Source organism: Phaeacidiphilus oryzae TH49 (assembly GCF_000744815.1).
GTDB lineage: Bacteria > Actinomycetota > Actinomycetes > Streptomycetales > Streptomycetaceae > Phaeacidiphilus > Phaeacidiphilus oryzae.
The window spans coordinates 2,389,607-2,413,118 of sequence record NZ_JQMQ01000005.1; the positions used below are offsets into that span (position 1 = coordinate 2,389,607).

At 73.4% G+C, this 23,512-nt stretch carries 22 protein-coding genes and 3 tRNA genes; 5 read left to right on the plus strand and 20 right to left on the minus strand.

The features are described from left to right. Nucleotides 1-102: 102 nt before the first annotated feature. On the minus strand, nucleotides 103-2,313 hold the full coding sequence (gene recG / locus BS73_RS14525) for an ATP-dependent DNA helicase RecG (RefSeq protein WP_037572504.1): 2,211 nt from the start codon (nucleotides 2,311-2,313) through the stop codon (nucleotides 103-105). Nucleotides 2,314-2,373: 60 nt separating this feature from the next. Then, nucleotides 2,374-4,050, minus strand: a complete 1,677-nt coding sequence (locus tag BS73_RS14530; protein ID WP_037572508.1) for a DAK2 domain-containing protein — start codon at nucleotides 4,048-4,050, stop codon at nucleotides 2,374-2,376. 189 nt (nucleotides 4,051-4,239) lie between these two features. Here BS73_RS14530 and rpmB point away from each other — a divergent pair, with 189 nt between their 5' ends. Continuing rightward, nucleotides 4,240-4,425 carry a 50S ribosomal protein L28 gene (rpmB, locus tag BS73_RS36205; RefSeq protein ID WP_084704061.1) on the plus strand — a complete coding sequence of 62 codons (186 nt, stop codon included), beginning with the start codon at nucleotides 4,240-4,242 and terminating at the stop codon, nucleotides 4,423-4,425. Nucleotides 4,426-4,750: 325 nt separating this feature from the next. On the opposite strand, the gene thiD is transcribed toward rpmB, so the two are convergent. The 3 genes from thiD to BS73_RS14545 form a co-directional block, all read right to left on the minus strand. Further along, a complete protein-coding gene (thiD, locus tag BS73_RS14535) occupies nucleotides 4,751-5,545 on the minus strand; it encodes a bifunctional hydroxymethylpyrimidine kinase/phosphomethylpyrimidine kinase (protein ID WP_037572510.1) in 795 nt (264 codons plus the stop codon). A 23-nt stretch (nucleotides 5,546-5,568) separates the two neighbouring features. Further along, nucleotides 5,569-6,597: an ATP-dependent 6-phosphofructokinase gene (locus BS73_RS14540; protein WP_037572512.1), complete on the minus strand. Its 1,029-nt coding sequence runs from the start codon at nucleotides 6,595-6,597 to the stop codon at nucleotides 5,569-5,571. Nucleotides 6,598-6,723: 126 nt separating this feature from the next. Further along, on the minus strand, nucleotides 6,724-7,692 hold the full coding sequence (locus BS73_RS14545; protein ID WP_037572514.1) for a thiamine-phosphate kinase: 969 nt from the start codon (nucleotides 7,690-7,692) through the stop codon (nucleotides 6,724-6,726). Between the two features lie 238 nt (nucleotides 7,693-7,930). Between BS73_RS14545 and BS73_RS14550 the strand changes: the two genes are divergently transcribed. Both BS73_RS14550 and BS73_RS14555 read left to right on the plus strand, forming a co-directional pair. After that, complete coding sequence (locus tag BS73_RS14550) at nucleotides 7,931-8,164, plus strand: Lrp/AsnC family transcriptional regulator (RefSeq protein WP_037572517.1); 234 nt, start codon at nucleotides 7,931-7,933, stop codon at nucleotides 8,162-8,164. A 19-nt stretch (nucleotides 8,165-8,183) separates the two neighbouring features. Then, nucleotides 8,184-8,783, plus strand: coding sequence for a DUF3515 family protein (locus BS73_RS14555; RefSeq protein ID WP_051939940.1), 600 nt, complete (start codon nucleotides 8,184-8,186; stop codon nucleotides 8,781-8,783). A 96-nt stretch (nucleotides 8,784-8,879) separates the two neighbouring features. Here the strand turns inward: BS73_RS14555 and BS73_RS14560 are convergent, their stop codons facing one another. From BS73_RS14560 to BS73_RS14570, 3 genes are read right to left on the minus strand one after another with little or no spacing between them, the layout of a single operon-like run. Beyond that, nucleotides 8,880-10,085 (minus strand): D-alanine--D-alanine ligase family protein, encoded by a 1,206-nt coding sequence (locus BS73_RS14560; protein WP_084704063.1) that lies wholly within the window; start codon nucleotides 10,083-10,085, stop codon nucleotides 8,880-8,882. Nucleotides 10,086-10,111: 26 nt separating this feature from the next. After that, nucleotides 10,112-11,113 (minus strand): NAD(P)H-dependent glycerol-3-phosphate dehydrogenase, encoded by a 1,002-nt coding sequence (locus BS73_RS14565; protein WP_037572521.1) that lies wholly within the window; start codon nucleotides 11,111-11,113, stop codon nucleotides 10,112-10,114. Continuing rightward, complete coding sequence (locus BS73_RS14570; RefSeq protein ID WP_063836992.1) at nucleotides 11,110-11,988, minus strand: lysophospholipid acyltransferase family protein; 879 nt, start codon at nucleotides 11,986-11,988, stop codon at nucleotides 11,110-11,112. Before BS73_RS14570 ends, BS73_RS14565 begins: the two co-directional genes overlap by 4 nt. A gap of 217 nt (nucleotides 11,989-12,205) precedes the next feature. On the opposite strand from BS73_RS14570, the gene cofC reads away from it, so the two are divergent. Continuing rightward, a complete protein-coding gene (gene cofC / locus BS73_RS14575) occupies nucleotides 12,206-13,192 on the plus strand; it encodes a 2-phospho-L-lactate guanylyltransferase (protein WP_084704064.1) in 987 nt (328 codons plus the stop codon). Between the two features lie 139 nt (nucleotides 13,193-13,331). On the opposite strand, the gene BS73_RS36210 is transcribed toward cofC, so the two are convergent. From BS73_RS36210 to leuC, 4 genes are all read right to left on the minus strand, one after another. Beyond that, a complete protein-coding gene (locus tag BS73_RS36210) occupies nucleotides 13,332-14,048 on the minus strand; it encodes an HU family DNA-binding protein (protein ID WP_084704065.1) in 717 nt (238 codons plus the stop codon). Between the two features lie 124 nt (nucleotides 14,049-14,172). Next, entirely contained in the window at nucleotides 14,173-14,439 is a 267-nt protein-coding gene (locus BS73_RS14585; RefSeq protein ID WP_051939942.1) for an SCO5555 family protein, read from the minus strand. Nucleotides 14,440-14,594: 155 nt separating this feature from the next. Continuing rightward, nucleotides 14,595-15,191, minus strand: a complete 597-nt coding sequence (gene leuD, locus BS73_RS14590) for a 3-isopropylmalate dehydratase small subunit (RefSeq protein ID WP_037572524.1) — start codon at nucleotides 15,189-15,191, stop codon at nucleotides 14,595-14,597. 5 nt (nucleotides 15,192-15,196) lie between these two features. Then, nucleotides 15,197-16,621: a 3-isopropylmalate dehydratase large subunit gene (leuC, locus tag BS73_RS14595; protein ID WP_037572526.1), complete on the minus strand. Its 1,425-nt coding sequence runs from the start codon at nucleotides 16,619-16,621 to the stop codon at nucleotides 15,197-15,199. Nucleotides 16,622-16,728: 107 nt separating this feature from the next. Between leuC and BS73_RS14600 the strand changes: the two genes are divergently transcribed. Beyond that, nucleotides 16,729-17,442, plus strand: a complete 714-nt coding sequence (locus BS73_RS14600) for an IclR family transcriptional regulator (protein ID WP_037572528.1) — start codon at nucleotides 16,729-16,731, stop codon at nucleotides 17,440-17,442. A gap of 223 nt (nucleotides 17,443-17,665) precedes the next feature. Here the strand turns inward: BS73_RS14600 and BS73_RS14605 are convergent, their stop codons facing one another. The 8 genes from BS73_RS14605 to BS73_RS14640 all read right to left on the minus strand — a co-directional run bounded on the left by BS73_RS14605 (nucleotide 17,666) and on the right by BS73_RS14640 (nucleotide 23,229). Continuing rightward, nucleotides 17,666-19,306: a hypothetical protein gene (locus tag BS73_RS14605; protein ID WP_037572531.1), complete on the minus strand. Its 1,641-nt coding sequence runs from the start codon at nucleotides 19,304-19,306 to the stop codon at nucleotides 17,666-17,668. Beyond that, on the minus strand, nucleotides 19,303-19,980 hold the full coding sequence (locus BS73_RS14610; protein WP_037572534.1) for an ATP-binding cassette domain-containing protein: 678 nt from the start codon (nucleotides 19,978-19,980) through the stop codon (nucleotides 19,303-19,305). Before BS73_RS14610 ends, BS73_RS14605 begins: the two co-directional genes overlap by 4 nt. Nucleotides 19,981-20,073: 93 nt before the next feature. Further along, a tRNA-Glu gene (locus BS73_RS14615) sits at nucleotides 20,074-20,146 on the minus strand. Nucleotides 20,147-20,183: 37 nt separating this feature from the next. Further along, a tRNA-Glu gene (locus tag BS73_RS14620) sits at nucleotides 20,184-20,256 on the minus strand. Between the two features lie 25 nt (nucleotides 20,257-20,281). Further along, nucleotides 20,282-20,353, minus strand: a tRNA-Gln gene (locus tag BS73_RS14625). A 257-nt stretch (nucleotides 20,354-20,610) separates the two neighbouring features. Beyond that, nucleotides 20,611-22,110: a glutamate--tRNA ligase gene (gene gltX, locus BS73_RS14630; RefSeq protein ID WP_037572537.1), complete on the minus strand. Its 1,500-nt coding sequence runs from the start codon at nucleotides 22,108-22,110 to the stop codon at nucleotides 20,611-20,613. After that, on the minus strand, nucleotides 22,103-22,885 hold the full coding sequence (locus tag BS73_RS14635) for a fumarylacetoacetate hydrolase family protein (RefSeq protein ID WP_037572540.1): 783 nt from the start codon (nucleotides 22,883-22,885) through the stop codon (nucleotides 22,103-22,105). The genes gltX and BS73_RS14635 overlap by 8 nt, the downstream gene beginning before the upstream one ends. 155 nt (nucleotides 22,886-23,040) lie before the next feature. Next, nucleotides 23,041-23,229 (minus strand): hypothetical protein, encoded by a 189-nt coding sequence (locus BS73_RS14640; protein WP_037572543.1) that lies wholly within the window; start codon nucleotides 23,227-23,229, stop codon nucleotides 23,041-23,043. Between the last annotated feature and the right edge of the window lie 283 nt (nucleotides 23,230-23,512).

Below are 23,512 nucleotides of genomic sequence, written 5' to 3' on the forward strand. Positions count from 1 at the left end.
CTCGGGCGCAATCCTTCCCCAACCCCGCCCCTTCCCGAAACCGGGGCCCCGCACCGGCCCCCGGGGTGTCCTGCGGTGCGGCGCCGGCCCGCCTGGGCGCGGTCAGCCCTTGTCGAGGTAGTCCGCGCGGTCCGCGGAGAGGATGCCCGTGACCGTGGCCCGGAGGTCGGGGTGGTCGGCGAGGTCGGGGTCGGCGGCGATGAGGGCGGTCGCCTCGGTGCGGGCCTCGGCGATGACCTCCTCGTCCTGGAGGACGGAGAGGACCTTGAGGGAGGAGCGGCCGCCGGACTGGTGGACGCCCAGGACGTCGCCCTCCCCGCGCTGTTCGAGGTCGATCCGGGACAGCTCGAAGCCGTCCAGGGTGGCCGCCACGGCCTCCAGCCGCTGGCGGGCGCCCGAGCCGCCGGGGGCCTCGCTGACCAGCAGGCACAGGCCGGGGGCCGAGCCCCGGCCGACCCGGCCGCGCAGCTGGTGGAGCTGGGAGACGCCGAAGCGGTCGGCGTCCATGATCACCATGGCGGTGGCGTTGGGGACGTTGACGCCCACCTCGATCACGGTGGTGGCGACCAGCACGTCGACCTCGCCGGCGGCGAAGCGGCGCATCACGTCGTCCTTGGCGTCCGGTGCCATCCGGCCGTGGAGGATCTCCACCCGGAGGCCGGAGAGCGGCCCCGTGCGCAGCTGCTCGGCGATGTCCAGGACGGCCAGCGGGGGGCGGCGGTCGTCGGCCGGGGCCTTCTCCTTACCGCCCTTCGCCTTCTTCGGGTCGTCCTCCTCGTCGCCGATCCGCGGGCAGACCACGTAGGCCTGGTGGCCCTTGCCGACCTCCTCGCGGACCCGCTCCCAGGCGCGGCTGAGGAAGTGCGGCTTCTCCAGCGCGGGGACGGTGTGGGTGGCGATCGGCGAGCGACCGGCCGGCAGCTGGTCGAGGACCGAGGTCTCCAGGTCGCCGAAAACGGTCATGGCGACCGTCCGCGGGATGGGGGTCGCGGTCATCACCAGCAGGTGGGGGGTGGTGTCGCCCTTGGCCCGGAGGGCGTCGCGCTGCTCGACGCCGAAGCGGTGCTGCTCGTCGACCACGACCAGGCCCAGGTCGTGGAACCGCACCACGTCCTCGATCAGCGCGTGGGTGCCGATGACGATCCCGGCCTCGCCGGTGGCGAGGTCGAGCAGCGGCTTGCGGCGGGCGGCGGCGCCCATCGAGCCGGTGAGGAGGACGACCTCGGTGGACAGCTCGGAGCCGCCGAGGAGGCTGGGCCGCTCGGCGAGCTCGCCCAGCATCTCGGTGATGGACCGGTGGTGCTGCTGGGCCAGCACCTCGGTGGGGGCGAGCAGCGCCGCCTGGCCGCCGGCGTCGACCACGGAGAGCATGGCCCGCAGCGCGACCAGGGTCTTGCCGGAGCCGACCTCGCCCTGGAGCAGCCGGTGCATGGGGTGGGTGCCGGCCAGGTCGTCGAAGACCTCCTCGCCGACCTTCCGCTGGCCCTCGGTGAGGGTGAACGGGAGCTTCTCGTCGAAGGCGGCGAGCAGCCCGTCCGGGCGGCGCTCGCGCGGGGTCGCGGTCAGCGCGGACTCGCCGGCCCTGCGCTGGGCCAGCACGACCTGGAGGACGAAGGCCTCGTCCCACTTCAGCCGGGACCTGGCGCGCTCGACGTCGTCCTGGGTGCGGGGGCGGTGGATCAGCTCCAGAGCCTCGGGGAGCGGGAGGAGGCCGCGATCGGCCCGGAGGGCGTCCGGCAGCGGCTCGCCGAGGCCCTCCCAGCCGGTGGCGGAGAGGCTGTCCAGGGCCATCTCCACGCAGTTGGAGATCTTCCAGGAGGGGGCCTTGGCGGCGGCCGGGTAGACCGGGATCAGCCGGTTGGCGAACTTGGCGGCCATCGCCTCGCCCTCGTCGCCGTCCATCAACTGGTAGTCGGGGTTGGTCAGTTGGCGCACCCGGTTGAAGGCGGTGACCTGGCCGGCGAAGAGGCCGCGGCGGCCGGGCCTGAGCTCCTTCTGCCGCCAGGGCTGGTTGAAGAAGGTCAGCGCGAGGCGGCCGTGGCCGTCCGTCACGGTGAGCTGGAGGCGGTTGCCCTTGCGGCCGCGGAACGGGATCAGCTCGCACTTCTCGATCTCGGCGACGACCGTGACCTCCTCGTCCAGTTCGAGGCTGTCGAGGCGGGTGAGCTCGCCCCGGGCCGCGTACCGGCGCGGGTAGTGGTGGAGGAGGTCGCCGACGGTGTGCAGGTCGAGATGGGCGGCCAGGGTCTTCGCCGAGTCGCCGCCCACGAGCTTCTTCAGTGGCTCGTCAAGGACCGTGTGCGTGGTGGTCATCGGGTCTTATGGAACACCATCCCGGTGACAGTCCGGGCCCGCCGCCGTCTTCCCGCCGGGTCATTCGACCCCGATGAGCAGCAGCGGGGCACTGCGGCCGCCCTCGTAGACGACCGTGTCGACGACCGGGTGGGTGCTGCGGAGGTGGGCCTGGAGCCGCTCGCCGCAGCCCTCCGGAAGGGCGTCGCCGAGGACCAGGGTGACCAGCTCGCCGCCGGAGGCGAGCATCCGGTCCAGCACGGCGGTGGCGGTGCCGCCGGGGTCGGCGCCGATGACGGCGACGTCGCCGTCGATCAGGCCGAGGACGTCGCCGGCCTGGCAGACCCCGGCCATCGTCCAGGACTCCCCCTCGGCGACGGCCAGTTCGGCGTACCGGGTGGCGCCGGCCGCCGAGGTCATCGCCACCACGTCCTCGTCGAAGCCGCGGCCCGGCTCGTGGACGGCGAGGGCGGCCAGTCCCTGCACGGGCGAGCGGGTGGGGATCACCGCGACCCGCACCCCCTCCTCGCGGAGCTGGTCGGCGGCGACTCCGGCGGCGGCGCGCAGCTCCGGGTCGTTGAGCAGCAGCACCACCTCGCGGGCCCGGGCCCGGCGGACCGCGGCCAGCAGCTCGGCGCTGGACGGGGGGCTGTCCGGGTCCGCGGTGAGGAGGGTCGCCCCGGCCTCCGCGCAGAGCGCGGCCAGGCCCTCGCCGTGGACGACGGTGACCACCCCACGGTGCCGGCGGCCCTGGGGCGGGGTGCCGGCCGCGGCCTCGGCCGCGGCGGCGGCGGTCGCGGCCGGGGTGGCCGGCCGGGCGCTGCCGAAGTGGGTGATCCGCACCCGGTGCGGCCGGCCGGCCGCGATGCCGGCCTCGACGGCGGCGCCGGCGTCGTCGGTGTGCACGTGGACGTTCCACAGCCCGTCGCCGCCGACCACGACCAGGGAGTCGCCAAGGGCTTCGAGCTCCTCCCTGAGGGCGGGGATCGCGTCGTCGGCGGCGTCGAGGAGGTAGATCACCTCGAACGCCGGTCCCTGGTGGGCGACCGGCGGCCGCTCGGCGAGCAGCCGGACGGCGGATCCGCCGGAGAGGGCCAGCGGGCCCATCGGGGTGTCCCCCGCGACGGCGTCCGCGAGGGCGCCGAGGACGGCGAGCAGCCCGCGCCCGCCGGCGTCCACCACCCCGGCCCGGCCCAGCACGTCGAGCTGCTCGGGGGTGCGGGCGAGGGCCACCAGCGCGCCCTCGTGGGCGGCGCGGGCGGTGGCGGCCAGGGTGTCGCCGTGCGGGCCGTGGCGCTCGGCCGCCCGCTCGGCGGCCTCCGCGGCGGCGGCGGCCACGCTCAGCACCGTCCCCTCGACGGGGCGGGCGACCGCCTCGTAGCCGGCCGCGGCGGCGGCGCGGAGGGCCTTGCGGAGGGCGGGGGCGTCGGCCGGGTCGGGGGTGAGCGCGGCCGATATGGCCCGGAGGAACTGGGCCAGGATCGTCCCGGAGTTGCCGCGGGCGCCGAGCAGGGCGCCGTGCGCCATGGCGCGGGTGGCCTCGGCGAGGGCGGGCGGGTCCTGCGGGGGCGTGTCCCGGAAGAGGCGGTCGACCTCCCGGGCGGCGGCCTCGACGGTGAGGTAGAGGTTGGTTCCGGTGTCGCCGTCCGGGACGGGGAAGACGTTGAGCGCGTCGATCTCCTCCCGGGCCTGGCCCAGCGCCTCCAGGGCGAGCCGGCACCAGGTGCGCACGGTGGGAGCGTCGAGCGAGTCCAGCACCAGGATTCTCCTCGGGGAACGGCGGGCTCCGGCCCTCGCAGGCTACTGTCCGCTTCGGCGCTCGTGTCAGGGCAGGTCGGAACGCATGGTAGTTTCGTTGTACGGCAGTGGCGGATGTATGCTGCTCCGGTTGCCCGGCCCAGGCCGGGCGTTCATACGCAAGTGCATCTGAAGTCTTTGGAGTTTCCCGTGGCTGCCAACTGCGACGTCTGCGGCAAGGGGCCGGGCTTCGGCAACAACATCTCGCACTCGCACCGTCGCACTCGCCGTCGTTGGAACCCCAACATCCAGACGGTGCGTGCCACGGTCGGGCGCACGCCGAAGCGGCTCAACGTCTGCACCTCGTGCCTGAAGGCTGGGAAGGTCTCGCGGTAACGTCCGCGGGGGTCCTCCCTCTTTTCGGGCTTTCCTGAAGGCCGGTTCCCCTCGCGGGGGGCCGGCCTTTCTGGTTTCCTGCCCCGGCCCCGCCCCTTCCCGTTTCCCGGGGCTGCGCCCCGGACCCCGCTCGGCTGCCCCGGGATGAAGCCCGCAGGGCGAATCCAGGGGCGCGGGGAACTGCGCGCCCGGCCAGGCACTCTGCCGCACTCGGCAACGGAGTTCGGGATGCAGCCCAGTAGCCGTTGGCGAGTGCGGCGCCGTAGCTGGCCGGGCGCGCAGTTCCCCGCGCCCCTGAAGTTGCTGCGCAACTTTGCGGGGCTGCTCAGCGCCAGCGCCAGGCGTGGTCCACCGGGCCGATGCCCTCGCCGAGGGGGAAGCCGGCGGCGATCGCGCCGGTGATGTAGGACTTGGCGGCGGCCACGGCCTCGGGGACGGCGTCGCCGAAGGCCAGGCGGGTGGCGATCGCGGAGGCGAGGGTGCAGCCCGTGCCGTGGGTGTGGCGGTTGTCGTAACGCGGGGAGCGGTACCAGTGGACGGCGGTGCCGTCGGTGAGGAGGTCGGCGGCCTCGCCGTCCAGGTGGCCGCCCTTGATGAGGGCCCAGCGGGGGCCCAGCGCGAGGATCGCCTCCGCGGCGGCGGGCATGTCGGCCTCGGTCCCGACCGTGACGCCGGTGAGCTGGGCCACCTCGTGGAGGTTCGGGGTGACGACGGTCGCGGTGGGGAGCAGCCGGTCGCGGACGACCGAGACCGCCTCGGCCGCGAGGAGGGGGTCGCCGTGCTTGGAGACGCCGACCGGGTCGACGACCACCGGGGCCGGAGAGGCGGCGAGGAGGTCGGCGACGGCGGAGACCAGGGCCGGCGAGGAGAGCATGCCGGTCTTGACCGCCTGGACGCCGATGTCGTCGACCACACTGCGGTACTGCGCCACCACGGCTTCCACCGGCAGCTCCCAGGCGCCCTGCACGCCGAGGGAGTTCTGCGCGGTGACGGCCGCGACCACGCTCATTCCGTGCGCGCCCAGGGCGAGCATCGTCTTGAGGTCGGCCTGGATTCCGGCGCCGCCGCCGGAGTCGGAGCCGGCGATGGTCAGGACGCGTGGTGGCACGGGGGCAGTCATCCCCCCAAGTTAGTTCAGCCCGGTCAGAGGACCGCCTCGGCCTCCCGCCAGCGGTACTCGGGGACGGTCTTGAGCCGGGCGACCGCCTCGGCGATCGGCAGCCGGTGGATCTCCGTGCCGCGCAGCGCGACCATCTGCCCGTAGTCCCCCGCGTGGACAGCCTCGACGGCGTGCCAGCCGAAGCGGGTGGCGAGCACCCGGTCCAGGGCGGTCGGGGTGCCGCCGCGCTGGGTGTGGCCGAGGATCACCGGGCGGGACTCCTTGCCCAGCCAATGCTCCAGCTCCATGGAGAGCCGGTTGCCGATGCCGGTGAAGCGGCGGTGGCCGAAGGCGTCGGTGGCGCCCTGCTCATAGTTCATGGTGCCGGGGGCCGGGTGGGCGCCCTCGGCGACCGCGACGATGGCGAACTTCTTGCCGCGGGCGAAGCGCTCCTCGATCATCTGGCAGACCGCCTCGATGTCGAAGGGCTTCTCCGGGATGAGGATGCCGTGAGCGCCGCCGGCCATCCCGGCCTCCAGGGTGATCCAGCCGGTGTGCCGGCCCATCAGTTCGACCACCATCACCCGCTGGTGGGACTCGGCGGTGGTCTTCAGCCGGTCGATGGCCTCGGTGGCCACGTGGACGGCGGTGTCGAAGCCGAAGGTGACGTCGGTGCCGTCGATGTCGTTGTCGATGGTCTTGGGCACGCCGACCACCGGCAGGCCGTTCTCCCAGAGGAGTTGGGCCGCCGTCTGGGTGCCCTCGCCGCCGACCGCGATCAGGGCGTCGATGCCGAGCGCGGCGGCCAGCTCGGCGGCCCGGCTGGTGACCGCGTCGCGGAGCTTCTCCGGGGGGACCCGGGCCGAGCCGAGGATGGTGCCGCCGCGGGTGAGGAGGCCCTGCACGTCCTCCAGGGTGAGCCGGCGGGAGCGGCCCTCGATCAGGCCGAGGAAGCCGTCCTCGATGCCGACGATCTCGTCCTCGTGGTCCGCGATGCCGCGGTGGACGACGGACCTGATCACCGCGTTCAGGCCGGGGCAGTCCCCGCCGCTGGTCAGAACGCCGATGCGCATGGTCGACTCCGTCGGGACGAGCGGTTCCGGTACGGGGGTCAGACTATGCGGTTCGGCGGAGTTCGTCGCTTTCGCACCGATTGCTCCCGCGCGTCGGGGTGAGTCGGCGCGGGAGGGGCGGCGGGATCAGGGCGCGTTGAAGTGGTCCCAGCCCGCCGTGTCGGTCCAGGCCGCGCCGTCGACCGTGACGCCGCCCTGGCGGGAGAGCCCGGCCGGGCGGGTGACCTCGCCGATCACCCGCCAGCGCGCGGGCAGTTGGACGTCCTGGGGGAAGGTCGCCACCAGGGCGTGGTCCTCGCCGCCGGAGAGCACCCAGACCAGCGGGTCGACGCCGACCGCCTGGCCGATGTCCTTCATCTGGGCCGGGATGTCGAAGAGCTCGGACCGCAGGTCGATGTGCACCCCGGAGGCGACCGCCACATGGGAGAGGTCGGCGACCAGGCCGTCGCTGATGTCGATCATCGAGGTGGCACCGAGCTTCGAGGCGGCGGGGCCCGCGTGGTACGGCGGCTCGGGGCGGCGGTGCGCCTCCACGAAGGCGCGCGGGGAGCGGAATCCGCGGGAGAGGACGGTGAACCCGGCGGCGGACCAGCCGAGCCAGCCGGTCACCGCCACCCGGTCCCCCGGCTTGGCGCCGGTGCGGGTGACCGGGGGCCGGCCCTCCAGGTCGCCGAGCGCGGTGATGGAGACGGTGATGGCCTCGCCGCGCACCACGTCCCCGCCGGCCACCCCGGCGCCGGCCACCTGGCACTCGTCGCGGATGCCGTCCATCAGCTCCAGCGCCCAGGTGGCGGGGAGTTCGGCCGGGGCGACCAGGCCGAGGAGGAGGGCGGTCGGGACCGCGCCCATCGCGGCCACGTCGGCCAGGTTCTGCGCGGCGGCCTTGCGGCCGACGTCGTAGGCGGTGGACCAGTCGCGGCGGAAGTGCCGGCCCTCGATGAGGACGTCGGTGGTCGCCACCACGCGGCCGTCCGGCGCGGAGACCACGGCCGCGTCGTCGCCGGGGCCGAGTTCGACGGCCGACCCGTGCGGCAGCCGGGAGGTCAGCGCCCTGATCAACCCGAACTCGCCCAGCTCCCCCACGCTGCCCTGCATCTGCTGTCGCCGTCCTTCCCACGCGCTCGCTGCGCCCGCGCGCGCCGTTGCCGCTGTGCTGTGTCCTGCCGGTGTGCCGTGTGCTGCCGGTGTGGTGCGTCCTGGTGTGCCCGCTCGCGTTCCCGCGCGCAGCGTACGCCCTGCCGACGCGGGCCGGGTCTCCCCGCCGCAGGCGACCGCGCGGTAGGTTGGCCTCCCGCCGCAAGATCCCCGCTCGTGAGCCGCCGGGAGGACGTCCGTGGTGCAGGCATACATTCTGATCCAGACCGAGGTGGGCAAGGCCTCCGCGGTGGCCGGAGTGATCTCCGGGCTGCCCGGGGTCATCCAGGCCGAGGACGTGACCGGTCCCTACGACGTGATCGTGCGCGCCGAGGCGGACAGCGTCGACGACCTGGGCAAGATGGTGGTGGCCCGGATCCAGCAGGTGGAGGGCATCACCAGAACACTGACCTGCCCGGTGGTGCATCTCTGAGCGCGGATACCATCGGCGGGTGACCACCACCCAGTCCCCCGACACGGCCGGGGCCGCCTCCGTCTCCCCGGCCGACGAGCGCAGGAGTGCCGAACGGCGGCGGCTGCGGAAGTACCTGATCGTCTTCTTCGTGCCCGTCGTCGTGGTGGCGCTGTGGGTCTGCTGGTCCTTCTTCGCCGACCGGCTGCCGGTCGACGCCCCGAAGCTGACCGGCGCGACGGCGAGGACCTGCGCGGCCGTCCACTCGGCGCTGCCGGGGAAGCTGCTCGGCGAGGACTCGCGGCCGGTGAGCGCCGGGTCGGGGTCCGCGGACGCGGCGGCGGCCTGGGGGGATCCGGCGATGGTGCTCCGGTGCGGGGTGGGGACGCCGGCCGTGCTGGACCCGAAGAGCTCGTCGTACGACCCGACGGTTCAGGCCGAGGACATCAACGGGGTGTGCTGGGTGGATCAGAAGGGGAAGGCGGGCGGGACCGTCTTCACCACCGTCAAGCAGCGGGTCTTCGTCGAGTTGACGGTCCCGGCCTCGGCCGCCGGGGGGAACTCTCCGCTGCCGGAGCTGACGTCGGCGATCTCCCGTAACGACCCCGTGGACCCGGCGAAGCAGTTCGACTGCGCGTAGCCGCCGCGGGTCGGGCCGCCGCGCGTCGGCGTCCCCGCCCTGGGCCAATTCCCCGCGCCCCTTCAGCGCGCCTGCGGCGCGAAGGGGCGCGCGGGGTCAGCGGAGGCCGGTGGAGCGGGACAGCGCCGCCTGGAGGAGGCGGTCGATCAGCTCCGGATAGGGCACGCCGGTGGCCTCCCACATCCGGGGGAAGGCCGAGATCGGAGTGAAGCCCGGCATCGTGTTGACCTCGTTGACGACGTAGCCGCCGTCCTCCTGGAGGAAGACGTCGACCCGGGCCAGGCCCTCGCAGGAGAGCGCCTCGAAGGCCTCGACCGCGAGCGCGCGGAGGCGCCCGGTCTCCTCCTCGGTCAGCTCCGCGGGGATGCGGACCTCGTTCGAGTCGATGTACTTGGCCTCGAAGTCGTAGAAGTCGTAGCCCTCGGCGATCCGGATCTCCGCCGGAAGGCTCGCGCGCGGGCCGTCCTCGAACTCCAGGACGCCGCACTCGAGCTCGCGCCCCGCCACCCCGGCCTCGACGATGATCTTCGGGTCGTGCTCGCGGGCGGCCTCGATCGCCGCCGGCAGGTCCTCGACCGAGTGCACCTTGCTGATGCCGATCGAGGAGCCGGCCCGGGCGGGCTTCACGAAGACCGGGAAGCCGAGTCCGGCGATCCGGGAGAGGGTGGCCTCGCGGCCGTCCGCGGTCTCCCACTCGCGCGGCCGGACCACCGTGTACGGGCCGATCGGCAGGCCGAAGGAGGCCAGCACCCGCTTGGTGTACTCCTTGTCCATGCCGACCGCGCTGGCCAGCACGCCCGCGCCGACGTACGGCACCCCGGAGAGCTCGAACAGGCCCTGGACGGTGCCGTCCTCGCCCCACGGGCCGTGCAGCAGCGGGAGGACGACGTCCACCTCGCCCAGCGCCTTGGGCACCGATCCCGGCTCGGTGTAGACGAGTTCGCGGGAGGTGGCGTTGGCCGGGAGGGCCACCTCGCCCTCGGCGGACTCGGCGATCTCCGCGACGCTCGGCAGGCGGCCCTCGGTGATGGCCATCCGGGCCGGCTCGTCCGCGGTGAGCGCCCAGCGCCCGTCCAGGGTGATGCCGATCGGCACGACGTCGTAGCGGTCCCGGTCGATCGCGCGGAGCACGCTGCCGGCCGTGGAGACCGAGATGGCGTGCTCCGAGCTGCGGCCGCCGAAGACCACCGCGACCCGCGGCTTGCGACCGGCGCGGCCGGCGCGGCCGGCGGCCCGGGGCCGTCCCCGGAGGGGGCGCTGTGGGAGGTAGGGGCGTTGGGCTCGTTCGTCATAACCCGGCAGAGACTACCCTGCGGTACTGCCGGGGCCTAGCGTTCGGCCTTCGCCGAGCGTGCCATGAGTTCCTTGACCGCCACCAGCGGCGGCTTGCCCTCGTGGACGATGTCGACGACGGTCGCGGTGATCGGCATGTCCACCCCGTGCCGGTGGGCGAGTTCGAGCACCGACTCGCAGGACTTGACGCCCTCGGCGGTCTGTCGGGTGGCCGCGATGGTCTGCTCCAGGGTCATCCCCCGGCCGAGGTTGGTGCCGAAGGTGTGGTTGCGGGAGAGCGGCGAGGAGCAGGTCGCCACCAGGTCGCCCATCCCGGCCAGGCCGGCGAAGGTGTGCGGGTCCGCGCCCATCGCGATGCCGAGCCGGGTGGTCTCGGCCAGGCCGCGGGTGATCAGCGAGGCCTTGGAGTTGTCGCCCAGGCCCATGCCGTCCGCGATGCCCACCGCCAGGGCGATGACGTTCTTGACGGCGCCGCCGAGTTCGCAGCCGATCACGTCGGTGTTGGTGTACGGGCGGTAGTAGCCGGTGTGGCAGGCCGCCTGGAGGTTCCGGGCGACCGCCTCGTCCCGGCAGGCGACCACCGCGGCGGCCGGCTGGCGGGCGACGATCTCCTTGGCCAGGTTGGGCCCCGAGACCACCGCCACCCGCTCCGGACTGGCGTCCGCGACCTCCGCGATGACCTGGCTCATCAGCTTCGCCGTGCCGAGTTCGACGCCCTTCATCAGGGAGACGAAGACCGAGTCCGCCGGGAGGAGCGGCGCCCAGGCGGCCAGGTTGCCGCGGAGCGTCTGCGAGGGGATGGCGAGCACCGCGAACTCGGCGCCGTCCGCGGCCTCCGCGGGGTCGGCGGTCGGCTCCACCGTGTCCGGCAGCCGCAGCTCGGGGAAGTACTCGGGGTTGGCGCGGGTGGTGCGGATCGCTTCGACGAGTTCGGGCCGGCGGCCGTAGAGCGACACCTGGCAGCCGGCGTCGGCGAGGATCATCGCGAAGGCGGTGCCCCACGATCCGGAGCCGAACACGGCGCAGCGGGTGGTCACTGGGCTTCCTCCTCGGGTTCGCCGGTCACGGTCTCGTCGGGCTTCGGCTCCGCCTCCGAGGGGGCGTCAGCCTGCTGCTCGGGCACGGCCGTCGGGGCCGTCGGGGCGGCCCCCGGCGCCGCGCCGGCACCGGCGCCGGCGCGCGGGACGCGGGTCTTGCGGCGCATGTCCCAGCGGCCCTCGGGGGCCTTCTCCCCGCGCAGCTCCTCGAGGAGCTCGGTGATCGCGTCCATGATGGCGTCGGTGGCCTGGCGGAGCAGTTCGGGGGTGACCTCGCGGTCCTGAAAGCGCGTCAGGTCGACCGGCGGCCCGGCGAGCACATGGACGGTGCCGCGCGGCGGGTAGTTGAACCGGCGGTGGCCCTTCCCGCCCTTGGCGTACGGCGGCATGATCAGGTGGCCGCCCCACTGGGCGATCGGGATCACCGGGGCGCCGGTCGCCAGCGCGACCCGGGCGATTCCGGTCTTGCCGGTCATCGGCCAGAGTTCGGGGTCGCGGGTGAGGGTGCCCTCCGGGAAGAAGGCCACGCATTCGCCGGCGTGCACCGCGTCGACGGCGCCGCGGAAGGCGTCGGTCGCGGCGGCCGTGCCGCGGTACACCGGGATCATTCCGGTGCCGTTCATGACCCACTTCAGGCCCGGCACCCGGAACAGCGCGGCCTTGGCGAGAAGGCGGGCCGGGCGCCCGGTGTTGTACTGGAAATGCGGATAGACCACGGTATCGAGATAGGAATTGTGGTTCACCGCGGTCAGGAAACCGCCTTCGGCGGGGATGTTCTCCAGTCCTCGCCAGTCCCGCTTGGCGATGGCGATCAGCGGGGGCTTGGCGATCACAGCCGCCAGGCGGTACCAGAAGCCGTATCTGCGGCGGGCCACCGAAGTCCTCCTCGTCCTCAGCGGCCGGTCGGGCCGCGCACTGGGGTCCCCCCGGCCCGAAGGCCCGGGGAGCAACCGCACAAGTGTCGCCCCGGTCCGGCCTACTGTCGAGAAAGTGACTCGGCAGCGGGTCCGGGCGTGACGCACAGCACTCGCCGCGCGGTGGCGCGGCCGGTGCGGCCGTGGGCGGCAGGGGTGGCGGTGGACAATGGCGGGGATGAATCCGCAGCCCGCGCGTCCCGCGCCTCCCCCGCACTCCACTGGCGCCGGCGACTCCGTTGGCGGGATCGGTCATACGGTACGCGCCGCGAAGCGCGGAGACGGCGGCTGGGCGCTGGTGCTGCCGGTGAAACGGCTGGCGGTGGCCAAGAGCCGGCTGGCGGCGACCTGGGGGCCGCACCGGCCCGAGCTGGCGCTCGCCTTCGCCCTGGACGCCGTCTCGGCGGCGCTGAGCTGCCCGGAGGTCCGGCGGGTGGTGGTCGTGACGGACGATCCGAGGGCCGCGCCCGAGCTGGTCCGGCTGGGCGCGGCGGTGGTGCCGGACGAGCCCGGGGCCGGTCTGAACGAGGCGCTCGCGCACGGCGCGCGGGAGGCCCGCTCGCTCGGCGTGGCGCGGGGGGTGGCGGTGATGAGCGCCGACCTCCCCGCCCTGCGCGCGGACGAGCTGGGGCGGGTGCTGCGGGCCGCCGAGGCGCATCCGCGGGCCTTTCTGGCCGACGCCCACGGGATCGGCACGACTCTGCTGGCGGCCTCGGCGGCCGGGGTGCCGCTGGAGCCCGCCTTCGGCGGGGAGTCGCGGGCCCGCCATCGGCGGTCGGGCGCGGTGGAGTTGGCGCCGGCGGGCGGGGCGGCGTCGGTACGGCTGGACGTGGACACCGCGGAGGATCTGGCGGCGGCGGAGCGGCTGGGGGTCGGGCCCCGGACCGCCCGGGTGCTGGCGGCCGCGCGGGCGGGGCGGCGGGCGCGGGCGGCGGCGGCGCGGGTGGATAGGGTGGCGGCCATGCAGGCGACGGCTTTCACCTTTGACGCGGCGACGCGCAGCGGCTCTGTGCTGCTGGACGACGGGACGCCGGTGGAGTTCGACGCGGCGGCGTTCGACGCGGGCGGCCTGCGGCTGGTCCGGCCCGGGCAGCGGGTCCGGATCGAGGTCGCGGGCGAGGGCGACGCGCGGCGGGTCACCTTTCTGACGCTGCAGACGCTGTAGACGCCTTAGACGCCGTAGGCCTCTCGGCGCGAAAAGGCGCCGCACCCGGCGACGGTCCCTGGGGTCGGTTGCAACCCCAGACTCCGTCGCCGAGTGCGGCACCTCCGCGCGCCGGCCGCCGGGCGGCCGGGCCCTGCCGTCAGCGCGTGCGCCGAGTGGCGGCCTTCTTCGCGGGAGCCTTCTTGGCGGTGGCGGTGGCCTTCCTGGTGGCGGGGGCCTTCTTCGCGGCCGGGGCCTTCTTCGCGGTGGTCTTCTTCGCCGCCGGGGCCTTCTTGGCGGCGACCTTCTTGGTCACCGTCTTCTTCGCGGCGGTCTTCGCCGCCGGCGAGGTCTTCTTCGCCGTGGTCTTCTTGGCCGCCCCGGTGGTCTTCTTCGCCGCGGGGGCCTTCTTGGCGGTGGTGGTGGCCTTCTTCGCCGCCGTGGTGGTCTTCTTGGCCGCGGTCTTCTTCGCCGCGCCCGACGCCGCGGCGCTCTTCTTCGCCGCCGCGCGCTTCTTCGCCGCGGTGCCGCCGGTGGTGGTGCCGGCGGACAGCGAGCCCTTGGGAGCCTTCTTCACCGCCACGTCGTTCTTCGGCAGCTTCTTGCTCCCGCTGACCAGGTCCTTGAACCCCTGGCCCGGACGGAAGCGGGGCACCGAGGTCTTCTTGACCCGGACCCTCTCCCCCGTCTGCGGGTTGCGTGCGTAGCGCGCGGAGCGGTCGACCCGCTCGAAAGTCCCAAACCCGGTGACGGATACGCGGTCGCCCGCGACCGTCGCCCGGACGATGGCGTCGAGCACAGCATCCACTGCTTCAGCGGCGGTCCTTCGACCACCGAGCTGCTCGGCCACCGCTTCGACAAGCTGTGCCTTGTTCACGTCTTCCCCTTCGGAAACCGATGCCGGATGGTTCGATCCTGGCTTTTTGCACATTAGGCAGGCATAAACGGCAAATCAATTACCAAAGGAGCGAATCACCCTTGTGTCGCAATGGATTCGACTTTCAGGACGGCGGCTGCGGTGGCTGGTCGCCTGCGTCGAGCTCGTCGACAAAACGACTCAACCGCCGTGCCGCTTCCGGCAGATCGCGTTTGGACGCCTCGGTCACCTGAAGCAGGCGGCGGGTCAGCGCCGCCCGCGTCTCGGCCGACACGTCCAGCGCGCGGACTCGCGTGTGTGCCTGCTTCAACCGCTCGGCGACCAGTGCGTAGAGCGCTGCGTCCGCCGGGCCCGCCGGCTCTTCCGGAACCGAGGGGTGGTGCGCGGCCATGGCTTGATTCTCTCAGGTGACCGACCTTCGGCCAAAGCCGGGTGCGGCTGTTCGGGTTGACCGGGCGTCAACGGGAAAGGCCCGCCCCGGCCCCGAAGGGGTCGGAACGGGCCTTTCTGAGCGGCTGTTCGGCCGTTTCGCGAGTTGGCGCCGGATCAGGCCGCAGGCTGCGTACGGGGCTTGAAGGCCGGTCGCTTGGCCTCGTAGGCGGCGATCGCGTCCTCCTGGTCGAGGGTGATGGAGATGTCGTCCAGGCCGTTGAGCAGACGCCAGCGGGCGTTCTCGTCCAACTCGAAGGAGGCGGTGACGCCCTGGGCCCTGACCTCGCGGTTCTCCAGGTCGACGGTGATCTCGGCCTGCGGGTCGGCCTCCACGAGCGCCTGCAGCGCCTCCACGGTCTCGGCCGGCAGAATCACCGTCAGCAGGCCGTTCTTGAGCGAGTTGCCGCGGAAGATGTCCGCGAAGCGCGGCGAGATCACGGCCTTGAAGCCGTAGTTCTGCAGCGCCCAGACGGCGTGCTCGCGGGAGGAGCCGGTGCCGAAGTCGGGTCCTGCGACCAGGACGGTCGCGCCTTTCCGGACCGGGTCGTTGAGGACGAAGGACTCGTCCTTGCGCCAGGCCTCGAACAGGCCGTCCTCGAAGCCGGTGCGGGTGACCTTCTTCAGCCAGTGCGCCGGGATGATCTGGTCGGTGTCCACGTTGGAGCGGCGGAGCGGGACGGCCCGGCCGGTGTGGACGGTGAACTTCTCCATGATGGTCAGGCCTCCACAGCCACGCGGTTGTCGGACAGGTCGGCGGGCGAGGCGAGGTGGCCCAGCACCGCGGTCGCGGCGGCGACCTGCGGGGACACCAGGTGGGTGCGGCCGCCCTTGCCCTGGCGGCCCTCGAAGTTGCGGTTGGAGGTGGACGCGCAGCGCTCACCGGGCGCCAGCTGGTCCGGGTTCATCCCCAGGCACATCGAGCAGCCCGCGTGCCGCCACTCGGCGCCGGCGGCGGTGAAGACCTTGTCCAGGCCCTCCTCCACGGCCTGCAGGGCCACCCGGACCGAGCCGGGGACGACCAGCATCCGTACGTCGTCGGCGATCTGGCGGTCCTTCAGGACCTCGGCGGCGGCCCGCAGGTCCTCGATCCGGCCGTTGGTGCAGGAGCCGACGAAGACCGCGTCCACCTCGACCTCGCGGAGCGGGGTGCCGGCGGTCAGGCCCATGTACTTCAGGGCGTTCTCGGCGGCGACCCGCTCGCTCGGGTCGGCGTAGTCGGCGGGGTCCGGGACGCTCGCGCCGAGCGGGGCGCCCTGGCCCGGGTTGGTGCCCCAGGTGACGAACGGGGAGAGCTCGGCGGCGTCGATGACCACCTCGTGGTCGAAGACCGCGTCCTCGTCGGTGCGGAGGGTCTTCCAGTACGCGACGGCGGCGTCCCAGTCCTCGCCGGCCGGGGCGTGCGGGCGGCCCTTGAGGTACGCGAAGGTGGTCTCGTCCGGGGCGATCATGCCCGCCCGGGCGCCGGCCTCGATCGACATGTTGCAGACCGTCATCCGGGCCTCCATCGAGAGCTTCTCCACGGCGCTGCCGCGGTACTCGATGACGTAGCCCTGGCCGCCGCCGGTGCCGATCCGGGCGATGACCGCCAGGATCAGGTCCTTGGCCGTGACCCCCTCGGGGAGTTCGCCCTCGACGGTCACCGCCATGGTCTTGAACGGGGCCATCGGGAGGGTCTGGGTGGCCAGCACGTGCTCGACCTGGGAGGTGCCGATGCCGAACGCCAGCGCGCCGAAGGCGCCGTGGGTGGAGGTGTGGGAGTCACCGCAGACCACCGTGGTGCCGGGCTGGGTCAGGCCCAGCTGCGGGCCGACCACGTGCACCACGCCCTGCTCGACGTCGCCCAGCGGGTGCAGCCGGACGCCGAACTCCGCGCAGTTCTTGCGCAGCGTCTCCAGCTGCGTGCGGGAGACCGGGTCGGCGATCGGCTTGTCGATGTCGAGGGTCGGGGTGTTGTGGTCCTCGGTGGCGATGGTCAGGTCCGTGCGGCGGACCTTGCGGCCGGCCAGGCGCAGGCCGTCGAAGGCCTGCGGGCTGGTCACCTCGTGCAGCAGGTGGAGGTCGATGAAGAGCAGGTCCGGCTCGCCGTCGACCCGCCTGACGACGTGGTCGTCCCAGACCTTTTCCGCGAGTGTCCTACCCATCGCTTTTCCTTCCGTGGACGCGAGCTGGAGTGAGCTCCGGCCAAGAGTGACGCAAACCTCGGAATCGTGAACTTGCGTCTCGCGATCTGAGATTGCAATATCGGTGCATGGACAACTCTAGCGGCGTCGGCGTTCTCGACAAGGCTGCTCTGGTGTTGGGGGCGCTGGAGTCCGGCCCCGCGACCCTGGCAGGCCTGGTCTCCTCCACCGGTCTCGCGCGGCCCACCGCGCACCGGCTGGCGGTCGCCCTCGAACATCACCGTCTCGTCACCCGGGACATGCAGGGACGATTCATTCTCGGGCCCCGGCTGGCCGAGCTGGCCGCCGCGGCGGGCGAGGACCGGCTGCTGGCGGCGGCCGGGCCGGTGCTCACGCATCTGCGGGACGTGACGGGCGAGAGCGCCCAGCTGTACCGGCGGCAGGGCGAGATGCGGATCTGCGTGGCGGCGGCGGAGCGGCTCTCCGGGCTGCGGGACACCGTGCCGGTCGGCAGCACCCTGCCGATGAAGGCCGGGTCGGCGGCGCAGGTGCTGCTGGCCTGGGAGGAGCCCGAGCGGTTGCATCGGGGCCTGCAGGGGGCGCGCTTCACCGCCACCGCGCTGTCGGGGGTGCGGCGGCGGGGGTGGGCTCAGTCCATCGGCGAGCGGGAGCCGGGGGTCGCGTCGGTGTCCGCGCCGGTTCGCGGGCCGTCGAACCGGGTGGTGGCGGCGGTGTCCGTGTCCGGGCCGATCGAGCGGCTGACCCGGCATCCCGGGCGGCTGCACGCGCAGGCGATCGCCGAGGCGGCGAACCGCCTCACCGAGGCGCTGCGGCGGGCGTAGCCCGACCTTTTTTGGCCCCGGCCCCGCCTGGCTGCCCCGCGAAGTTGCGCAGCGACTTCAGGGGCGCGGGGAACTGCGCGGGCCGCCGCTTACGGTCCGCAGCCGGCAGCGGAGTTCGGGTTGCAACCCGGTGGCTGTTGCCGGGTGCGGCGCCGTAGGGGGCTGGTCGCGCAGTTGCCCGCGCCCCTTACTTGCGCCTGCGGCGCCGCATCCGGGGCGCGGCTCACGCCGTCTTCGTCGCTCGTTGCTTGGCCCACAGGGCCAGGACCGCTGTGGTCGCAGCCGCGAGGACGCAGGTGGTGGCCAGGTGGGCGGCGGTCGGCGCGTGGAGGGTGGTGACCAGGGGGCCGGCCAGGACGACGATCGCCACCCCGGGACCCGCCGCGTACCACGCGGCGAAGAGGAACGGGCCGGCGCTGCCGCCGGGGACCTGGGCCGTGGTGAGCATCAGGTCCTGGCGCGCGGGACCGCGGCACGCGTTGACCAGCGCGGCGGCCACCAGCGGCGGGACGACGGCCACGGCCAGGTAGGCCGCGGGGGCCGCGCCGAGCGCTGTGGCGAGGATCGCGGCCAGCAGCATCCCGGCAGCGGCCGGGAGCAGGCCGTGCCGCAGCATGAGCGCCGGATACGGGTACGGCGACCAGCCGGAGCGGGTGGTGTCGTCCGCCTCCACCCGCGCCGGCTCGGCCAGCTGCGCCACCGAGAGGTAGCCGAGGACGAGCGCGATCACGGTGAGGACGAGGCTGGTGAAGCCCCGTGCGGCGGTGGCCGGGAGGCCGAGGAGCATGGCCGGGGCGGCGAAGGCGACCGCCTTGCCGATCCGGCCGGGCGCGCGCAGCAGGCCCACCGCGTCCCGCCACGGGATCACCGCCCAGGCCCGGCGCGGCGCCGGCAGCCGCAGGCGCGGCGGCCTGGGGACCGCCGTCGCACGGTCCACGGTCTGCCGCGCGGTACGGAGTTCGGTGGTGCGGAGGGAGGCCGCCACGTCGGCCGCGGTGCGGGAGCGGCGGCGGAGCTCGGTGATGCTGATCCGGCCCACCGAGCGGTCGGCGAGGAGGAGGCCGGCCGCGGTGGTCAGCAGAAGGAGGAGAAGGGCGAGTTGGGGCAGCGCGTGGCGGGCGGTGGTCGGCGCCAGGGCGCAGAGCGCCGGCCAGCCCCACGGCCCCGACCACATCTCGGCCAGTTCCGCCGGGCGCAGCCGGTCGCCGGCGGCGGCGAACCCGCTCTGGGCGGCCAGCAGCAGCACCAGCCCGGTGACGTACGGGGTCGCCCGGCCGACGAAGCGGGCGGCGCCCTCGAAGCGCTCCACCCCCAGCGCCGCGGCGGTGGCCAGCAGGGGGACGCAGACGCCGCCGGCCGCGCACCAGCCGAGGGTGAGGAGCGCGGAGGCGCGGTCGGTGAGCGCCAGGAGCACGGTGAGCGCCCCCGTCCCGAGCAGCCCCGGCAGCAGCGCGAGGCCGCAGGAGACCCAGAACCACGGGCGGACCACCGGGGTCCGTTCCACGGGATGGGCCAGCAGCCAGTCCACGGTCGCCCGGGGCGGCACCACCGGTCCGCGCCAGAGGGCGTCCCGCGCGGCCAGCAGCAGGGTGCCGAGGGCGAGGGCGGTCAGCCCGGCGGGCAGCGCGGCCAGGACGGCCTGGCGGTGCACCGTGTAGTCGGCGCCCAGCGAGGCCTTCTGGAAGAGGCCGAGGGCGAACAGGCCGCCCCAGGAGGCGACCAGGAGCAGCCCGGCGTAGAGCGCGTAGCCGACCTGGACCAGGCGGGAGCGGCGCTGCGGGGCGCGCATCTCGCCGAGGAGGCGGAGGGTCTCGGCGGTGAAGTCCTCGACCGGGGCCCCGGCGTCGAGTTGGGGGTTCGTCACAGGAGGAACGCCTTCGGGATGACCTCCTGGGGGTCGCCGGAGAGCAGCACCGCGCCCTCGTCGAGGAGGACCGCCCGGGCGGCGACCGAGAGGGCCAGCTCGGGATGGTGGGTGGCGAACAGGACGGCGACACCGTCGGAGAGTTCGCCGCGCAGCAACTCGGCGAGGCGGTGCCGGGCGCTGGGGTCGAGCCGCTGCTCGGGTTCGTCGAGGATCAGCAGGTCGCGCGGGCGGACCAGGGCCGCCGCCAGCTGCATGGCCTGGAGTTGGCCGGAGGAGAGGGCGGCGGGCAGCGCGTCGCCGTGCTCGGTGAGGTGCTGGAGCTCCAGGATGTGGTCGATCCAGGAGAGGGGGTCGTCCACCCCGTGCGCCACCGCCACCAGCGCCAGATGCTCACGCACCGTCAGATCCGGGTAGTACGCGGTGGTGTCGCCGACGACGGCGACCCGGGCGCGGACGACCGGGTCGTTCTCGTCCATCGGGCGGCCTTCGAAGCGGGCCGTGCCGGTGTTCGGGGTGTCCCGTCCGGCGGCGATCCGCAGCAGGGTCGATTTGCCGGAGCCGTTGTGGCCGAGGAGGGCCACGCACTCGCCGGAGTCGACGGCCAGGTCGGTCGGGTGGAGCGCGGTGCGGACGCCGTAGCGGCGGCTCACCCGGTCCAGCTGAAGCAGCATGCGGACTCCGTCGAGGTGCATGACGTGCGGTTAAGCGTGCGGGGGTGCATGAAGAAGGCCCCCGGTCCCACTGAGGGACCGAGGGCCTGAGCGTACCCCCGACCGGATTCGAACCGGCGCTACCGCCTTGAGAGGGCGGCGTGCTAGGCCGCTACACAACGGGGGCGCGAGAAAGATCCCGAAAGAGTGCCGATCAGGATCCGTACCCCCGACCGGATTCGAACCGGCGCTACTGCCTTGAGAGGGCAGCGTGCTAGGCCGCTACACAACGGGGGCTTTGAGTCTTCTCGCGAGACTCGCGCTGGGCTACCAGGACTCGAACCTAGACTAACTGAACCAGAATCAGTCGTGCTGCCAATTACACCATAGCCCACCGGAACTCAACCCCTCGGCGGGGTTTTCGCTCGGTATACGCTGCTCGGTCGGTCTCGGCGGGGGCTCTCGGCCCTCGCTTCGCTCCCTCCCGGGCGGCGCAGAAAGAACATTACCCGATGGGGGGCTTGGGTCCCAAATCCGTTCCCCGACGGGCGTTCGTGCTGGTCGCGCGGCATGTCGCGGGAACGTTCAGGCCCCCGCGCCCCCGTAACCCGCCTGCGGCGGCGGCTCCGGGGCGCGGGGGCCGATCGCGGCTCAGGAGCAGCGCTCCAGCGCGCCGGCCAGCCTGCGGAGGGTCTCCTCGCGGCCGAGGAGCTCCATCGACTCGAAGAGCGGCGGGGAGACCCGGCGGCCGGTGACGGCGACGCGGAGGGGGGTGAAGGCGTGCTTCGGCTTGAGGCCGAGGCCTTCGACCAGGGCCTCGCGCAGCGCGGCCTGGATGGCGTCCGGGTCGTCGAAGGCCGGCAGGGCCTCGATCGCCTTGATGGAGGCGGCCAGCACCGGGGCGGCGTCCGGGGTGAGCACCTTCTCGGCGTCGGCCGGGTCGAGGGCGAAGTCCTCGGGCGCGACGAAGAGGAAGCCGAGCATCCCGACCACCTCGCCCAGGACCACCATCCGCTCCTGGGTCAGCGGCGCCGCCTTCGCGAGGAGGGCGAGCTGCCCGGCGGTGGGCTCGGCCGGCAGCAGCCCGGCGGCCTGGAGGTACGGGATCAGCCGCCGGACGAACTCCTCCGGCGGGAGCGCCCGCAGGTGCTGGGCGTTGAGCGCCTCGGCCTTCTTCAGGTCGAAGCGGGCCGGGTTGGAGTTGACCTTGCCCAGCTCGAAGGCGTCGACCATCTCCTCGACGGAGAAGAAGTCCCGGTCCTCGGCGAGCGACCAGCCGAGCAGCGCCAGGTAGTTGAGCAGCCCCTCGGGAAGGAAGCCGCGCTCCCGGTAGAGGTTGAGCGAGGCCTGCGGGTCGCGCTTGGACAGCTTCTTGTTGCCCTCGCCCATCACATACGGCAGGTGGCCGAAGGCGGGGACGTGGCCGTCGCTGACGCCGATCTCGCCGAGCGCCTCGTAGAGGGCGATCTGGCGGGGGGTGGAGGAGAGGAGGTCCTCGCCGCGGAGCACGTGGGTGATCCCCATCAGGGCGTCGTCCACCGGGTTCACCAGGGTGTACAGCGGGGCGCCGTTGGCGCGCACGATGCCGTAGTCGGTGACGTTCTCCGGGGTGACCGTGATCTCGCCGCGGACCAGGTCCTCGAAGGTGATCGCCCGGTCGGGCATCCGGAAGCGGACGATGGAGCTGCGGCCCTCGGCCTGGTAGGCGGCGATCTGATCGACCGTCAGATCGCGGCAGTGGCCGTCGTAGCCGGAGGGCCGGCCGGCCTTGCGGGCGGCCTCGCGGCGCTCCTCCAGCTCCTCGGTGGTGCAGTAGCAGCGGTACGCCCGGCCGGCGGCGAGCAGCTTCTCGGCGACGTCGCGGTAGAGGTCCATCCGCTGCGACTGCCGGTACGGCGCGTGGGGGCCGCCGACCTCGGGGCCCTCGTCCCAGTCGAAGCCGAGCCAGCGCAGCGAGTCCAGCAGCTGGTTGTAGGACTCCTCGGAGTCGCGGGCGGCGTCGGTGTCCTCGATCCGGAAGACGAAGGTGCCGCCGTTGTGCCGGGCGAAGGCCCAGTTGAAGAGGGCGGTCCGGATCAGGCCGACATGCGGGTTGCCGGTCGGGGAGGGACAGAAACGGACCCGGACCGAGGGGTCCTTGACGTCAGCCACGCTTGATCACCTTGTTGGCGAGAGTTCCGATGCCTTCGATGCCGACGGCGACCTCGTCGCCGACGTTGAGCGGGCCCACGCCCGCGGGGGTTCCGGTGAGGACGACGTCGCCGGGGAGCAGCGTCATGGCCTCGGTGATGAAGGAGATGAGCTCGCCGATCGGGCGGATCATCTGGGAGGTGCGCCCGGACTGCCGCACCTCTCCGTTGACCGTGCAGGTGATCGCCAGGTCGGAGGGGTCCACGTCGGTCTCGATCCAGGGGCCGAGCGGGCACGCCGTGTCGAAGCCCTTGGCCCGCGCCCACTGGCCCTCGGCACGCTGGGCGTCCCGCGCGGTGACGTCGTTGGCGCAGGTGTAGCCGAGGATCACCTCGTGGGCGCGGTCGGCCGGGACCTCGCGGCACATCCGGCCGATCACCACGGCCAGTTCGGCCTCGTGGCTGAGCTCGCTGCTGAACGGCGGGTACGCGATGTTCTCCGAGGGGCCCACCACGGAGGTGGAGGGCTTGAAGAAGGTGAGCGGGGTCTCGGGGACCTCGTTGCCCATCTCCTTGGCGTGCTCGGCGTAGTTGCGGCCGACCGCGACGATCTTGTTCGGCAGCATCGGCGTCAGCAGCCGCACCTGGGAGAGCGGGTGGTTCACACCGGTGGGCTGCGGCGGCTCGAAGGGGTGTCCGGCGATGGCGTGGACGACGAGCGTCTCGGGCTGGGCGGGGTCTCCCTGGACCACTCCGAAGGAGACGTTCCCCTGGTGGGAGAACCTGGCGATGCGCACGGGCGGATGCAACCCCTGTCTGGTTCCGGTGGGCGTATTGGCTTGTCAGCCAAGGCTACCGGGGGCGGCACGCCGAGCCCCCGACGGCGGTCTTCGCGCCGCCGGGCGCCGGGGTTCGCGCCGCCGGGCGCGGGACGGGGGCGGCCCCTCGGGGCCTAGCTCCGGGGCGTCACCTGCGGCGCGACCATCAGCTTGGTGCGGCGCGGGTTCGCGGTGGCGGCAGGGAGCTCGCCGGCGTCGGGGCGGACCGCGGCCGGCTGCGGCTGGAAGGCGTCCTTCGGCACGTCGGCGAGGGTGGTGCGGCGGGGGTTCGCCGTCGAGCGGGCGGACAGCGTGGACTTCATCTGGCTCAGGCCTCTTCTGCTTCTGCTCTGCTACCGGGACCGGCCTTACGTTAACGGCCCTGACATGCGCCGCATTCCACAACAGCCCCTCGGCGCACCAGATCGCATGCTGTGATTTTGGTCACTCCTGATACGACATTCCGTACTATCTCGGACATTCAGCGGCACTCTGCCACTCCGACATCAGGGCTACTTCGGACAAATCCATCACCCTGCGTCGCGCCACGGGGGTGGCGCAAACCCGTTCGCTGTCCGAAACGTGCGGTATGCACGGAGACGCAGG